The 15,311-nt window shown below is 42.5% G+C and carries 12 protein-coding genes; all 12 read right to left on the bottom strand.

Annotation, left to right across the window (positions count from 1 at the left end; all coding sequences use genetic code 11):
* Positions 1 to 14: 14 nt before the first annotated feature.
* Positions 15 to 884: an alpha/beta fold hydrolase gene (locus M23134_RS21640; RefSeq protein ID WP_002699946.1), complete on the bottom strand. Its 870-nt coding sequence runs from the start codon at positions 882 to 884 to the stop codon at positions 15 to 17.
* Between the two features lie 94 nt (positions 885 to 978).
* Positions 979 to 2,034: a VWA domain-containing protein gene (locus M23134_RS21645; RefSeq protein WP_002699947.1), complete on the bottom strand. Its 1,056-nt coding sequence runs from the start codon at positions 2,032 to 2,034 to the stop codon at positions 979 to 981.
* Complete coding sequence (locus M23134_RS21650; protein WP_045114068.1) at positions 2,027 to 3,007, bottom strand: hypothetical protein; 981 nt, start codon at positions 3,005 to 3,007, stop codon at positions 2,027 to 2,029. The genes M23134_RS21645 and M23134_RS21650 overlap by 8 nt, the downstream gene beginning before the upstream one ends.
* Positions 3,008 to 3,507: 500 nt before the next feature.
* Positions 3,508 to 4,389, bottom strand: coding sequence for a DUF58 domain-containing protein (locus M23134_RS21655; protein ID WP_045114082.1), 882 nt, complete (start codon positions 4,387 to 4,389; stop codon positions 3,508 to 3,510).
* A gap of 596 nt (positions 4,390 to 4,985) precedes the next feature.
* Positions 4,986 to 6,530, bottom strand: coding sequence for a WG repeat-containing protein (locus M23134_RS21660; RefSeq protein ID WP_002699950.1), 1,545 nt, complete (start codon positions 6,528 to 6,530; stop codon positions 4,986 to 4,988).
* Between the two features lie 147 nt (positions 6,531 to 6,677).
* Positions 6,678 to 7,877: an MFS transporter gene (locus M23134_RS21665; RefSeq protein WP_002699951.1), complete on the bottom strand. Its 1,200-nt coding sequence runs from the start codon at positions 7,875 to 7,877 to the stop codon at positions 6,678 to 6,680.
* Positions 7,878 to 8,018: 141 nt separating this feature from the next.
* Positions 8,019 to 8,663: a TetR/AcrR family transcriptional regulator gene (locus tag M23134_RS21670; RefSeq protein WP_002699952.1), complete on the bottom strand. Its 645-nt coding sequence runs from the start codon at positions 8,661 to 8,663 to the stop codon at positions 8,019 to 8,021.
* Between the two features lie 150 nt (positions 8,664 to 8,813).
* On the bottom strand, positions 8,814 to 9,377 hold the full coding sequence (locus tag M23134_RS21675; RefSeq protein WP_002699953.1) for a nucleoside monophosphate kinase: 564 nt from the start codon (positions 9,375 to 9,377) through the stop codon (positions 8,814 to 8,816).
* Positions 9,378 to 9,620: 243 nt separating this feature from the next.
* Entirely contained in the window at positions 9,621 to 11,219 is a 1,599-nt protein-coding gene (locus M23134_RS21680; protein WP_002699957.1) for a serine hydrolase domain-containing protein, read from the bottom strand.
* A 469-nt stretch (positions 11,220 to 11,688) separates the two neighbouring features.
* Entirely contained in the window at positions 11,689 to 13,044 is a 1,356-nt protein-coding gene (locus M23134_RS21685) for an ABC transporter permease (protein ID WP_002699960.1), read from the bottom strand.
* A gap of 481 nt (positions 13,045 to 13,525) precedes the next feature.
* Entirely contained in the window at positions 13,526 to 14,152 is a 627-nt protein-coding gene (locus M23134_RS21690; protein WP_002699962.1) for an ABC transporter ATP-binding protein, read from the bottom strand.
* 124 nt (positions 14,153 to 14,276) lie between these two features.
* Positions 14,277 to 15,170, bottom strand: coding sequence for an RluA family pseudouridine synthase (locus M23134_RS21695; RefSeq protein WP_002699964.1), 894 nt, complete (start codon positions 15,168 to 15,170; stop codon positions 14,277 to 14,279).
* Positions 15,171 to 15,311: the final 141 nt, after the last annotated feature.

The following is a 15,311-nucleotide window of genomic DNA, read 5'->3' on the forward strand; positions in this document are numbered from 1 at the left end:
ACATTTAGGTAATGTTATACTGAGTACACATCGTTTAAAAACTGAATGACTGCCTTGCTAAAGGCGTGATTAGAGTCACCTGCCACCATGTGTCCAGCACCCGATACATCTACACTTTGGGCGTGAGGAACTTTGTCTAAAAATTCTGCCATGACTTGCTCACTTACTACATCGCTCATGCCTCCGCGTACTATTAGGGTGGGTACACTTAGCTGATTGGCGGCAGCGTACATTCTTTGGGTGTCTTTCAGCACCTTGTCAGGGTTGGTACGCATCCAATGACGCATAATTTTAGGGTCCCAATGCCAGTAATACCGTCCATCCTCTTTTTTACGCAGGTTTTTTTCCAGTCTTGACAAAGTCTTGGGACGAGGGCGATGAGGCATATAAGCTGCGACTGCATCAGCAGCCTCGTCAAGGTTGGCAAACCCCTGTTCCATGTTGGCACTCATAAACTTAAAGATACGTTCTACCCCTTTTTGCTCTATACGTGGAGCCACATCTACCAGAATAACTGCAGAAGTAAACACCTCCTCCGATTCGCCCTGTGCCAGCATAGCTGTAAGCCCACCCATAGAGGCGCCCACCAGTATAGGTTTACCCTTTAGTTGGGCTGCAATCATTTTTAAATCTTGTACCATCAGCTCCAGGTCATAGTTTTCTTCTTTGGCAGCCCAACTGCTTTTACCATGTCCACGGGCGTCGTAAGCTACAGCGTACCAACCTTGCTCGGCAAGTAACTGGGCAGTTTCTCCCCACGAATGCCGGGTTTGTCCACCGCCGTGTAGTAGTATCACAGGTTTGGCTTGTGGGTTGCCCCAGGCTTCGGCAGCTATAGTTATTTCATGGTCAATGGTAAACTGAATAAGTGCAGGGTTGTTCATTGGTTGATCTAATGGTTGTATTGTTAAATTGTTCGCCAGGTGAGGCGTAATATTGCTTGTGATCAGGCTCCTTGGTAGTTAGCTGCCAACTGGATTAATCTTCCAGTACATTGCTCATAAAAGAGCTTTTGAGGGCAAGCCAAAGTACAATAAAGATGAGCCCCCAGGTGAGGTATACATAATAATAATCTTTGATACTTTTGAAGCGGTTTTCTATGATTTCGGTCTTTTCGAGGCGGTTAATTTCAGCAAAAACATTTTTCAATGCCTGGTTGTCTGAAGCCCGGTAAAACTTGCCTTCGCCTATTTTGGCAATTTCCCGCAATACCGATTCATCTACAGTGTTGTTTACATACTGGGGTTGTCCAAACATATCTCTGCCATAAGGCACTTTACCGCTTCTGCCCACCAAAATAGTGTAAATTTTAATGTTGTGTGCGGTGGCAAGCCTGGAGGCTGTAATGGGGTCAAGGTTGCCCGCTGTATTGTCGCCATCGCTTATCAAAATTACTACTTTAGAGCGTGAAGCAGACTCTTGCATGCGGATGGTGCCCATACCCAGGGCGCTACCAATGGCGGTACCATTTTCTTGGATCATATCTTCGCGAATGTCTTCTATGTATCGTTTGAGTAGTTTGTAGTCGGTAGTGAGCGGCGACACAGAGTAAGCCTCTCCTGAGAAAATAACCAGTCCAATTCGGTCATATTTGCGCCCATGCACGAAGTTTTTTGCTACTAACTTGGCCGCTTCCAATCGGTTGGGGGTAAAGTCTTCGATCAGCATAGACTCTGAAATGTCAAGCGTGAGCAAAATGTCGATTCCTTCAGAAGTTTGGATAATTTCTTCGTTGGTACGTTGGGGGCGGGCAAGCGCTACCATAATGCAGATCATTGCCTGCAACAGGATAAGAGAGGGGACAAAACGCAACCATTTTACCCTGCTCGACTGCATTTGTTCTTCCGAGAAGGCCACCTCTACTTTTTGCCGAAGACGTAAATGGATAAGCCAACGAAGCACAAAAACAAGTGGAGTGGCAAGCGCCAAGTAAGCGTATAGCTCATTTTCCCACTCAAAACTGAGCAAAGTATTGGGTAAAAACCATTCCGGGGACATCCACTCCCAGGTACTCGTCACTATATCATTAAGCATCTCTTAGGCTCTCTTGTTTGGTCTCGTATCTCAATATAGAAAATTCTTTTAATACTTCCAGTGATTCGCTGATGTCGCTGGCAATCGATTTTCCATAAATTACCCGGTCGATCATTTTGAGCGAATGCGCCAGTTCAGTGTTAGGTATTACCTGGCTTATTTCTTTAGAAGTGTAAGTACTAAAAGGTTTATCTTCTATGTATTCCAAGTGTTTTTTCCAGATAGTGAGTGCCTTTTCTATATCATTAATGGCTTTGCGCGAAGCAAAACGATTGGATAGGCGGTTAAACTCACGCAAAAAACGTGTGTGGCGTGCCTGAAACTGGTACAAGCTCAGGGCACGCCTGATGCGTTTACCCAAGGCAAGCCACCCAATGAGCAATACAATGGCAAATGCGCCAAACCCAGCCACCCAATAAGGGTAATTGACAAGTTCTTTGAGTGGGCGTGGTTGTACGTTTTCGCGGGTAGACAATTCTTTGATGTCACCTTTGACAAGTTCTTTGAGTATGATCGAATCAGGCTCAGCGTAAATAGTTACACAATCTTTGGGGGTAAGAATAAATATCGGAAGCGCAATCTTTTGGACTTTGTCTATTTCAAAAGTGGCCAGTTTATATACCACACTATCAAGACTGCCGCCTGAAGTGGTTTTAGTAGGGAAGTATTGTGTTTCGTAGAAATCAAAAGGGTCATAAAAATACTCTTTGCCCGGAAAAATCACCTCCATTTTGGCGGGGTGTTTAAAGCTAAGAGAATAATACAGAGGTACGCCTATAGCCGAACTGTCTTGTATAAAATACCCCACAGGTTTGTAGGCAGCATATTCGGGGGGTAATGCCATTTGTGTAGCGTCTTGTGCCGCTGTTTTACTGGGGTAGAGGCAAAGCAAGAGCAGTAGTATAAAACCAAGCCTAAGTGGTTGGTGTGCGAGCCGTTGCTTAATAAATATGTTGTCAATGTATGTACTCAATGTCTAGTCAATAGTTTGTCGTTCAATGTTGTTTTTTGGCTGTTTGTAGGGAGCTTTTAGCCTTTTCTTGAGCTATGATGGGCTTTTAGCCTTTAGCTTTTTCTTTGAGCTATGATGGGCTTTTAGCCTTTAGCTTTTTCTTGAGCTATGATGGGCTTTTAGCCTTTAGCTTTTTCTTTGAGCTATGATGGGCTTTTAGCCTTTAGCTTTTTCTTTGAGCTATGATGAGCCTTTAGCCTTTTCTTGAGCTATGATGGGCTTTTAGCCTTTTTGTTCTCTGTATAGCTTTAGCCTTTAGCTTTTTCTTTGAGCTATGATGGGCTTTTAGCCTTTAGCTTTTTTTGATCTCTGTGTAACTTTAGTCTTTGATTATCATATTTGCGAATTTGTTAGGAATTGGTAACCCGTAGTTTCAGCGTTGCTTGCGTTCATTCGTAATTGATCCATTCGTAATTCGTAATTTTTTAATTCGTAATTAATCAATTCATAATTCCCCTTATTTATTTTACATTAATTTTCTTATTACGTACTTTAAATAGCTTGATGAGCTTGGGCACAATATCTTCATTTGTTTTGACATTGAGGTAGTTAGCCCGGTATTTTCTGCAGGTAGCTTCCAACCCTTGCCTATTATAACGATAGCGGTCGATCAAACCCTTGCGAAACGAACGTGCTGAAGTATTGATCCACACCGTTTTTTGGGTCTCTTTGTCTACCAAAGGCACAATGCCCAATTTAGGCATTTTCATCTCTTTTTCGTCTAACAAATGAATCACAATCAAGTCGTGCTTGCGTGCCATTGCCTTAAGCGAATGCAGGTAATTTTGATTGTCGATAAAATCGGATACTAAAATTACAATGCTGCGACGCTTCATGAGGTTGAGGGCATAATGAATAAACTTGGTGATATTGGTTTGTCCCGATTCAGGAATTAACTTGAACAGGTTCAACACAATTTCGTACCCTTTTTTCATTCCTTTGTCAGGTTTTATGTAGCGTTCTTTTCGGTCGCTGAAACAGATCAACCCCACCTGACTGGCTTCTTTTACTGCTGACAATGCCAATACGCTGCATATTTCTTTGCCTACATCTAACTTGGTACGTTTTTTTGTCCCCACTTTTTGCGAGTCGCTCACATCGAGCAAAAAATAAATTGTTTGTTCTTTTTCTTCTCTAAAAACCTTGATATAAGTTTCTTCCCCTTTGGCGCTCACGTTCCAGTCAATCCTTCGCACATCGTCGCCGTATTGGTACTCGCGCACATCATCAAACTCCAGTCCCGAACCCTTAAACACCGAGTCGTAACTTCCGCGCATTTGGGCATTTACTGCCTTACGGATACGTACTTCGTAGTGTCTGATTTTAGATAAAATTTCTTTCATTTCCATAACCCGAATGTCTGATGATGAATTACAAATATAGTTGAATTATTCAATAGATAATGAGTAATTAGTTAGAAGCCCCGACAGGGTTCTAGTGCTCTGGGTACTAAATTCCTTTCACATCTTTCGGCTTCTTTTGCCTGCTGACTTCACCTAAAAAAACTCACGTAGCTTAAGCTATGCTCGTTTTTTGGAGGTTTGACAGCCACCAAAATAAACTCGAAATAGTATATAAACTACTTAGTTCCCAAAACACTAGGTGCCCCACAAACGGGATGTCGGCATAACCTCCACTAGGTACACCCTGTTTAACTTTGTTGAGCTCATCACAGCAAGCTGCTGTAGATTCAATTCATAAGCAGCTGACAAATTCATAGTATGCTCATTTTAAGTGGGTTATGAATTTGTTAGTTAAAAATTCGTAGCCCATGGTTTAGTAATTAGTCAGGAGTGGTTAATTCTTAATTCCTAACTCAAGTTACGCAGTTTTCTGAAGGTCACATGTTTCTATTGTTGAGCAATGCGTAGCCCAACCATTGAACAATAAAGCCATATAACCATCAAAATAAGTAGGTCTGCGTAACTTCAGTTCTTAACTACCAACCCCAATATTCATGACGAAAAATAGCAATTCCATCCTGAAAACTAAATGCTTGGGCATATTTTATCGGAATCACGACTTTGCCATTTTTATCAATATAACCATATTTATCGCCTTTTTTCACTACCGCCAAGCCTTCCGAAAAGGGATAAGCCAGGTTGTATTGGCAATCAATCACTAGTCTTCCTTGGGTATCAACAAAGCCGTACTTACCAAGTTTTTCTACATAAATGAGCCCTTCTTTTGCCTCATCTTGATGAGTGCTATAAATGGTATCTGATATTTTTTTGCCCATACTGTCTAGTATAGCGTAACGTTCGCCTTGTGGCGCAAAATATACATTGCCTACTTTTTGGGGTGCTTTGTCGAACTGAGGAGGAGTAATCATTTTCCCGTGGGTGTCCATGATGCCATGCTTGTCGTTGAGTGTTACTACCAATATCTCTGGCTGCAACAAAGCAAAACGATAGGCTTGAGGTGTATTGAGTATTTCTTTACCCTTGATGTCTATTAAACCAGTTTTTTTGTCTTTTTCAAAGCTGAGCAATTGCGTTGTTAATACCTTTAGCTTATCGTATTGGGCAGGCATGAGCAGTTTGCCTGTTTTGTCAATGGCTCCCCAGTATCCCCCTTTTTTTACTAAACCGATTCCTTTATAAAAATCTTCGACCTTATCAAATTGATAATCAATCACCACCTTGCCAGTAGTGTCCATTAGACCATATAGTTTGTCTTTTTGCACTGCCTGCAAACCTTCGGCAAAGCTGCCTGCCACGTTGGTAAACTGTGGGTTAACTACCATTTTGCCTGTAGTGTCCATAAATCCATACAAGCTGTCTTTTTTGAGGGCGGCTAACCCTCCCGAAAAAGTATAAACATTTTTTAATTTTGCAGGAATCACTTCTTTGCCTTGGCGGTTTACAAAGCCATAAAAGCCTGCTTTTTCTACTCTTGCGAGCCCATCATAAAAGAAAGTGACTTTGTCATAAGTGGGTTGAATCAATACTTTGCCTTGGCGGTTTACAAAGCCATAAAGCCCGTTTTTCACGAATGGAGCTATAGGTTTGTTAGGTTCAAAAAAAATAGGTTTGTCTGTTTTGAGGTCAATAAAGGTGTTAGTTTGGCGATTGAAAAGCCCATATTTTTTATCTTTTTGGAGCATACACATAGGTGAGTGTACCAATACATCTACCTTATCGTATACTATAGGGCATACCTCTTTGCCTGTTTTGTCTATATAGCCCCATTTCTCCCCTTTTTTTACTGCGGCAACTCCTCCGATAAAGCCCGTACTGAGATCGTATTGAGGCTTTATTACAAACTCACCTTTAGCATTGATAAATCCATACTTGCCCCCATTTGCTACTCCCCAAAGTCCTTCACCATATTTGCTAGGGTTAAGGTAGCCAAACTTAGCTTTGACGACTATCTTGCCAGTTTTGTCAATAAAACCGTATTTATATTTTTGTTGGATTGTAAGTATGATTACTATAGCTATAATAGCAATTGCTATGAGGGAATAAGAGATTTTTTTAGTCATATTAGGGACAATTTTTTAGGTAAAGGTTACCCAAGATAAAATATACGCTGCCAAATAACAACAAAAAAACCCAACACCTCTCAAGGAAGTATTGGGTTTGGTCATTGATTCATTAATCTATAATATTAATCCATAATTAATGCGAATTTAGTTAAGTGCAATGCTGTTGCGGAGATAATGCTTGATTGCCATAGAAAAAAAGTAAATGCCAGCAAATACAAACATCAGGGCGCAAAACTGAAACATTTGAGCAGTAGAAGCCCAATTGGCAACATAGCCCAGTATGATCGAGCCTAAGCCAATGCCCAAGTCAACCGCTGCATAATAAGTAGCATTTGCTACTCCACGGCGTTCGGGTATTACCATATTCATGACCATTGTTTGCAGGGTAGGAATAATAGACCCACAACCCAAGCCTATGATAAAACCAGCCGTGAGGTATACTATTAGGCTGTGCCCAGTGGCAGACAGCAACAAAAAGCCCACAAAGCCCAATATAAAGCTTAACAGCATAATTTGTTGGGGGCCTTTTTTATCCATCAGCTTGCCCGCATAAGGGCGCGAAATGCTTACCCCGATTGCCAGTAGCAAAAAGAACATGCCACTGTGTCCTACACCTGTTTCGGTGCCGTATACTGCCGCAAAAGCAAATATGCTGGCGTAGGCAAAGCCAAATAAAAATACTACTACTGATGCATGGCTTGCTTTAGCCTCAAACATTTGTCCTTTTTTGCGGGGGGCAGGAGCCACTTGTTTGCTTTCGCTGGTTGCTTGGGCAATGCTGGGATATTTTACCATATAGGCAAGTATCAGCGATGCTATAGAAACACCAAAGCCTATATAAAATAGCAGCGAGAAGTTGTTGTTGCCCAATATCCAAAGCCCCGCCAAAGGCCCTAGTGCCATCGACAGTGTAACCGAAAGCCCAAAATAACCTATGCCTTCGCCTCTGCGACGGGCAGGGACAAGGTCAGCCGGAATGGTTCCCCCTCCGGTAGTGACCATGCCCCAGGCAAAACCGTGCAGAAAACGCAAACTTAAAAGAAGTAAAAAGGTAGTGGCATAGCTATACAAAAACATAGAAAAGGCATACAATACCATAGATATGATGTAGACTTTGCGGCGCCCGAAGGTGTCAAGCGCATAGCCGCTAAATGGCCTGATCAATAAAGCCGACAGCGCATATAAACCTATGATGTAACCAATCTTTGTTTTATCTTCTTCGAGTACTTGAGTAACATATAGAGGCAATACCGGAAGTAAAAAATAAAACCCGGCTGCCATGAGCAAGTACGACAAGCAGAACAATACGAAGTCTCTTGTCCATAGTGTTTCTTTGTGTCTCACAACATGTGAAATTTTAATGTTCTTTAATATATTTTAAATTTTTTTGGCTTGTAGCCAATTTTGTTGGTGTAAATAACCTGATATTGATGATAGCCAGCAGAAGAAGGATGACTGATATTTAAGTGTATAGTGTTGTATCTTTTAAGAAGCAGGCTTTGCTACCAGCTTCATTATTTCAAAGTATTCTACCTTGCCCTTGTCGGTAAGGTGCGGATAATGCAGCATCCAGATAGACTCCAACGCTCGTTTTTTATCCATCGCCACTGTACCGTCTTTTTTGCATTCTTGTTTGATCCACACTTGGTTGAGCCAAAATACACGCACAATCCAAACTGTATTAGAGAGTTGGTCATAAATGCCTGGAATAGGTTCGGGTTGAAACAACCCACTGCCTATATAGTAATTGATCAAAGCTCTGCCTTGTGCCGTTCGGCGATGGGCACGCTCGCGGTACAGCTTGCCCACTGCGGGGTAGTCGCGTAGTATTTCTATAATATCTAAAAAGAAAAAACGGTAACGATCCTGAAAATCAATCATTTGCTTAAAAAGCGCGTGAAAATGGTGCAATGTTACCAAGCCATTGGGCAATATTTCTATTTCTTTCGACTCAAAAATGTATTTATACACATCTTCGATCAAGTCAGTCTTACACTTGTAATGGTACGATAAGTTTCCCCGGCTAATCTCTAGTGCATCGGCAATATCACGCGAAGTGGTATTCTTGATCCCCTTCTTGTTGAATATCTCAATTGCCATCTGTACTATTTTTTCCTTGGTAGACGCCATCGTTACAAGTTTAAGTTTTACTTTTTATCAAAATGGTGGCTGTAGACAATATTGGTAGCCTTTCCCTAAATGATGTTGCAAATATAGGGCGAATAGTTTATATAAAAAAGTAAAATTAGTGCAAAGTGACTAGAGTAAGCAAAAAAAATATTAGGGGGTGACCTTTAGGCCAGTCGATTTACTGATTTCTTCTACCAGAAAGTTGACATTTTCGCTAAAATCAATGACCTGAAGGATACCTGTTTCTTCATAATGATTGATTACAAATGAAATATTGGTATAATAGCTCTCCAGCTTTTCCCAGATGGCTTCTACATCATGGGTATTGGCTTGTTGCATACGTTCAATAATCATTTGCTCGTTAATGACCAGCGATACAGTATTGATATTTTGGTAGCCAAACAGAGGGGCTATTTCGGCAATAGATTCTGCCTCAGAGGTGTTTTTGGGGAAGTTGATAAAAACGAGTAACTCTTCGTTTTGGTGTTGTTTGAAGCTTTCGTATAATAGTTGCTCAGTAACTGAGAGGGGAATTACCTGACCTTTTTGGATATAACTGGACAATAAACTGCCCAACTTGCTTTTTTCTCTTACTTCTTTACGCATCAAATCACTTACTGATAAAGATACGCCTTTGTAGTAATCTGCTATTTGCAAGCCAGTATGACTACTGCCAGAATAAGGAGGGCCGTATATAATTAAGATTTGCTTCATTTAGTTCACCAATATAAAGAGTAAGAGTTGTAGAGATTTGTTATAATCAATTGATATATAAATATTTTCTACTCATAAACCCTACTAATCTATCACGAAAGTCTACTAACAAAGTTCGTTTTTTTAGGTAAAAATCACAGTAAGTATAAAGGTTTTATGCGAAATAAAATAATGGCAATGCTTTTTTGAGTAGTTATATGCTTTTTCGTGAAGTGCAATTGCCAAATTTTTATAACAAAACAATTATAATTTTATAAACTGAAGGTAGTCTGCCCTGCCTGTATTGAGGGTAAACTCTCTGATGGAGCGGTCGTTGTTGCGAAAAAAACGAAACGAGCCAATTTTACCTTCAGCGAAGTCGGTATCGGTAATGTGCAATAAAAAAGGTGGGTTGAAGTCTATGCTCAACTGTAGCCCTTTTTCAGTTACAAATAAATCGTACACCACTTTGAGCGTTGCACAATAGTAACTACCTGTGTAGGGTTTGAGCCCCTCTATATCTACATGATGATTGATGGGTACTTTGGCAGCAATAATTTCCTGATCGGGAGTCCTGAATACCATAAAGGGTACCCTTGCACCTTTCGATTGCTTAAACTCTATTACAATATTGTATTCAGGTTCTGTAAAAATACCTTCAGCTTGTGGAGTGAGTTGTAAAATATCTTCAGCACCATATTTTAACAGTAGTTGTCCAGCTTCTTGGATGACCTCTAGTGGAGTAGCTGCCCCCAAGTCATAACCTCCGGTGTATTGGGTCAATAGTTCTTTGGACAGTTGGAGCGAAGGGGAGGTAGGAGCGTGGGCAGGTGCCCAAGCCACTGAGGGCAAAGGAGCATTGCCCAGAAATACCTCTGCTACTTGCTCAGCTATAGTCCAAGGCGATAGGGTAGCAAGGTTTGCCAATACTATGACAGATAGTTTTTCTTTGGGAAACCGAAGCAATTCGGCGCAGTAGCCCGCAAAGGCTCCTCCATGGCGTTGTACAGTTTTGCCCTGATGGTTGCCCAGTATCAACCCAAATCCATACTCAAAAGCCGTGTCATCGTTGAGCCTGCCCGGTGTACCCATGAGCTTTATCAAGTCAGGGTTTTGTTTGCCCAACTGGTTGTCATAAAAATTCTGATCCCAACGTGTTAAATCCTCTATAGTGGTATAGAGCCCTCCATCACCTACAACGTCTATTTTAGAGGTAAACTCTTGGTAGCCACCTTTAGGGTCGGGCAAATAGCCTACAGCTTTATGAGGAGTAATTTCGGCAAAAGAGTCGTGGAAATGGGTATTGTGCATACCCAGTGGCTCAAAAATGTGCTGGTGAGCAAACTCCCGCAACGATTGACCGCTGACTTGTGTCACTATGTGTCCCAGCAACAAGTAGTTAGAGTTACTGTACCTCTCTTCGTCGCCTGGCACAAAGTTAAGGTCGGGTTGATGCAAAAGTAATTGCAAGGCGTAGGCTGTATTATAATAGGCGTGTTCGTCCATTCCCCGCAAATAGGCGAGTTCGAGGTAGTCTTTTAGCCCACTGGTGTGGTAAATCAAATGTTTTATTTGCAAAGGGTAGCCATAATCGGGCAGGTTGCTCACAAACGTTTGTACGTTGTCTTCCAGGTTCAAATCACCGTTTTCTATCAACAAAGCCACACAAGCCGCAGTAAACTGTTTTGCCGTAGAGCCAATGTCAAACACAGTACTTGAGTTGATGGCGGTGTTTTCGGCAAGGTTGGCAAGCCCATAGTTTTGTTGGAGTACACATTTGCCCTTTTGCACCACTGCTAAAGCAAGCCCTGGGGCATTTTGGGTAGGTAGTTGGGCGAAGAGTTGATCGATGAATGTTTTCATTTTTTATGGTTTTATGGTCGGTTTCCTCATTCGTCTATTAGTCCGGAGTTAGTAGTCCGTAGACCGTAGTTGCTTTGCGTAAGTTAATTACGAGTTTGAGAATTACGAATTACGAATTGGGCGAAGCCATTCGTCTATTAGTCCGGAGTCGGGAGTCGCTTTACGTAAGTTAATTACGAGTTTGAGAATTACGAATTATGAATTGGGCGAAGCCATTCGTCTATTAGTCCGGAGTCGGGAGTCGCTTTGCGTAAGTTAATTACGAATTATGAATTGGGCGAAGCCATTCGTCTATTAGTCGGGAGTCGGTAGACCATAGTGGCTTCGCTTTAATTCGTAATTGACTAATTCGTAATTGATCCATTCGTCTATTAGTCCGGAGTCGGTAGTCGGTAGACCGTAGTTGCTTCGCGTTCATTCGTAATTCGTAATTCCCTCATTCGTAATTGATCCATTCGTAATTAAAAACCTATCTACTCAAAGTCTTAGAAATATCGATTCGATAGATTTGTATGGCAGGAATAAGTGCGGCAAATAAGGCAACTCCCAATACCAGGGTTATTACTCCTAGTTCGGCGGTGAGCCATTGCCAGCCTGTGATCGACATTTGCGAGCTGTGGCTAATCATCTGCCCGGTAAACTCTACTGCCCCATGCCCCAACAAAAGACCTAAAGCTGCTCCCACGCTTGCCAATAACATTCCCTCTAAAATAATGTGGGTAAACAATTTGAGGCGAGTGGCTCCCAGAGTACGCATAATGGCAAGGTCATATTCCCGCTCTTTGAGGGCATTATATAAAGCAATAAAAATACTTAGCCCGGCAATGCCAATGATGATATAAGCAAAGTATTGCAATACATCGGCTCCTATGCCTATGTTTTCGAGCAGATTGAGGTATTCGCGGGCGGGCGATACTGCCTGTATTTTATTACTTCGGTTGGCTATTGCCGGAATCATCACTATAGCCATGTTCGAGCGGCGTTGAATGAGCATCGCCGTGATTTCTTTTTCCTTCTTTTGTACAAAAGGGTGGTGGTTTTCGGTATGTGTCGAGTCGGTTGTATGCTCCTCATGGTGTTCTTTATGTGCTACAGGTTCCTTCTTTTGCACAAAAGGGTGGTGGTTTTCAGTATGGGTTGAGTCGGTTGTATGCTCCTCATGGTGTTCTTTATGTGTTACAGGTTCCTCGTGATGATGATCATGTTGCCCGTGTACCTCCCATATACTTTCAATGTTGGTCAGTATCAGGCGGTCAGCTACGGTGCCCGAACGTGCCAAAATGCCGCTTACTATAAATGGGTGGTCTTTGTGGGCAAGGTCTTCATCGTCTTCTAACCCATGCGCACTATAAAATTTACTGCCCACTTTTAGCCCCAGTTGCTGGGCTATAGTGGCTCCTATGGTTACTTCAAAGTTTTTTTGCCAAAGCTTGCCTTCAGCTATTTTGCATTGATAAAAATCGACATACTCATGGGTGGTACCCACAATGCGGTAAGCCCTGTAGCTATCGCCTAAGGCAAGCGGAATGGCTCGTTTTACCAGGCGTTTGTTGCGGGCAATGGCGTTGGCTTCAGAAAGTGGAATATTGCCCGTAGGGCTGTCCATGTGGTAGATTGCATTAAGAATGAGTTGTAATGGACTGCCTTTGGCGCCAATGACATAGTCTATGCCTTGAGCATTGTTTCTGAGTTTTTCTTCTGCCTGGTGCAACACTAGCAATAAGAATATAATGATGCCTACCCCAAACGCCAACAACAAAGTGTTGAGGAAGGTGTTGAGTCTTTTCTTTTGGAGGTAACTCCAGCTTAATTTGAGTAAGTTCATGCTTTAGTTATTAATTCATGGTTGATCAGGGTTTTCTTATAAAAGGTTCTTTAGGAGAATATACTCCAGAAAAACCATATTCCCGCCTCGCCTGCTCCGAGCTTGTGCTCGGAGGGCAGTGTCTCCACGCCCTATCGAAACCCCACACTTGAAACTTATGGTAAAAAGAAGTCTCCGATCTTTATAGGACAGACTTTCTAGCCGAATGGCTCAATAGGCTTTAACTATGACCGAGCTTTGCATTCGCAAACAAGTGATTAGTCCGGAGTTAATTAGCCCGGAGTCGGTAGCTCCCCAGGCTGTTTTAAGTGTTCCATAAGGGCACTTGAAACTTATGGCAAAAAGAAGTCTCCGATCTTTACAAGGCAGGCTTTCTAGCCGAATGGCTCAACAGGCTTTAACTATTACCTGGCTTTGCATTCGCAAACAAGTCTGGAGACTTAAAAGAACGGGTTGTCATAACAACAATACTAGTCATTACTCACAATTCATACACTTGGCTTATTTCTGTTTTTACCCTTTGGTCGTGGGTGGCTATCACCAGGGTTGCGTTAACTGCTTGTGCCTGTTGTTTCAACAAATTGATGACTTGTACTGTATTATGGTCGTCAAGGCTGGCAGTGGGTTCATCGGCAAGCAACACTTTGGGAGCATTGAGTACTGCCCGCGCCACCGATACGCGTTGCATTTCGCCTTGGCTAAGCTTATTGGGATACGATTTTTTATGGGTTTGCATGCCCAATTGTTCCAGTACATCCATACACCTTGCCTTGCTTTGTTTAACTCCTGCCAGGTATTGCGCCAGCAGCAGGTTGTCTAATACGGTGAGGGTTTGAATAAGGTGCGGTTTTTGAAAAACCAAGCCAATGTTTTTTGCCCTGAATTTATCGAGCTGGGAGCCTTGTAAGGTTTGTAAACTTTGCCCAGCCATTTGTACCTGGCCCGATGTAGGCCTGAGCAGCCCCCCCAGAATGTGCAACAACGTGGTTTTACCGCTCCCCGAATTCCCCAGTAACAACCACTGTTCGCCTTGAGCGGCTGACCAGTTGGGAGCTTGGAGCACTGTTTTATCACCATATTTGTGTATCACCTCTTGTATAGCAAACATGCGTTGTTTTATTTAGTGTACCAAGCTTCAAAAATTCAGATATTTTTTACAGAAAGCAAATTTTAGCAAAAGATATATTGAGCCCTGCAACGCCTTGCCAAAGCATATCAACATTGTTTATTGCTTATGTAGCCCTAAACTTCTCCCACCTTCTGGCTTCGCGTTCGAGCAAACTGGCAAATTTGTGAGGAATATCAATACTCACTTCAATGGTTTGAGTGAGCGTTGGGTGTTGTAACTGCAATGAAGTAGCCGCCAAAAATAAACCCTTGTGTAACATGGTATTACCGGCTTCGTCGTACGTGGTGTCGCCAGTGATGGGGTGCCCCAAGCTTGCCAGATGAACGCGTAATTGGTGGGTGCGTCCAGTATGGGGCGATAGACGTACCAACGACAAAGTTTCGTTGCGAAGCGAAGGCACAGTTTGCAATACCTCAAATTCGCTGTGGGCGCTTTGCCCATTAATTGGGGTACGAATATGCCCCCGTGCAGCGGGTGTGCCTTTTACTATGGCATGGTAAGCTTTTTTGATGGTTTTTTGCTCCAGTTGTTGCCCCAGGTGTATATGTGCCTGAGTGGTTTTTGCCACCATCAACAGCCCGCTGGTAGGCACATCTAGTCGGTGTACAGGTTTTGCCCATTTGAGGGCATCGGGTAGGGGAGAGGCCTTAAGGTTACCTGGTAGCATATTTACTATAGTGCGGTACTGGTTGCCACTTACTTTTACCCCAGCGGGTTTGTTGATCACGGCAAAGTGGTCGTCTTCGTATACCACTTCCAAGGTAAACTCGTACTGTTTGGGGGGAGTTTCTTCCAAATCGACCAATGTGATAATGTCGCCTGGTTGTACCCAACGACCCGTTTCGGCAGGCATGCCATTGAGTCGTACTGCGCCTTTTTTGATGGCTTTTTTTACACCTTTGCGTGAGGGGAGTTGCTCAAAAATGCCACAAGCGTAGTCACTCAGGCGGGCAGCGGGGGCGTTGTGGGGGACAGTATGGGTTTTGAGTAAAAACATGGGTGAATGAATTTATTGGCAAATGCTATTTTTATAATCTGCAAATATGCATAGAATTATTGATTTGTGGGCAAGGCTCACCTTTTGACTAAAATCCTTCGGATGTTAACATTTTTCTTCTAAAATTTATATATTACAAGA

It is taken from the genome of Microscilla marina ATCC 23134 (assembly GCF_000169175.1).
Classification (GTDB): Bacteria; Bacteroidota; Bacteroidia; order Cytophagales; family Microscillaceae; genus Microscilla; species Microscilla marina.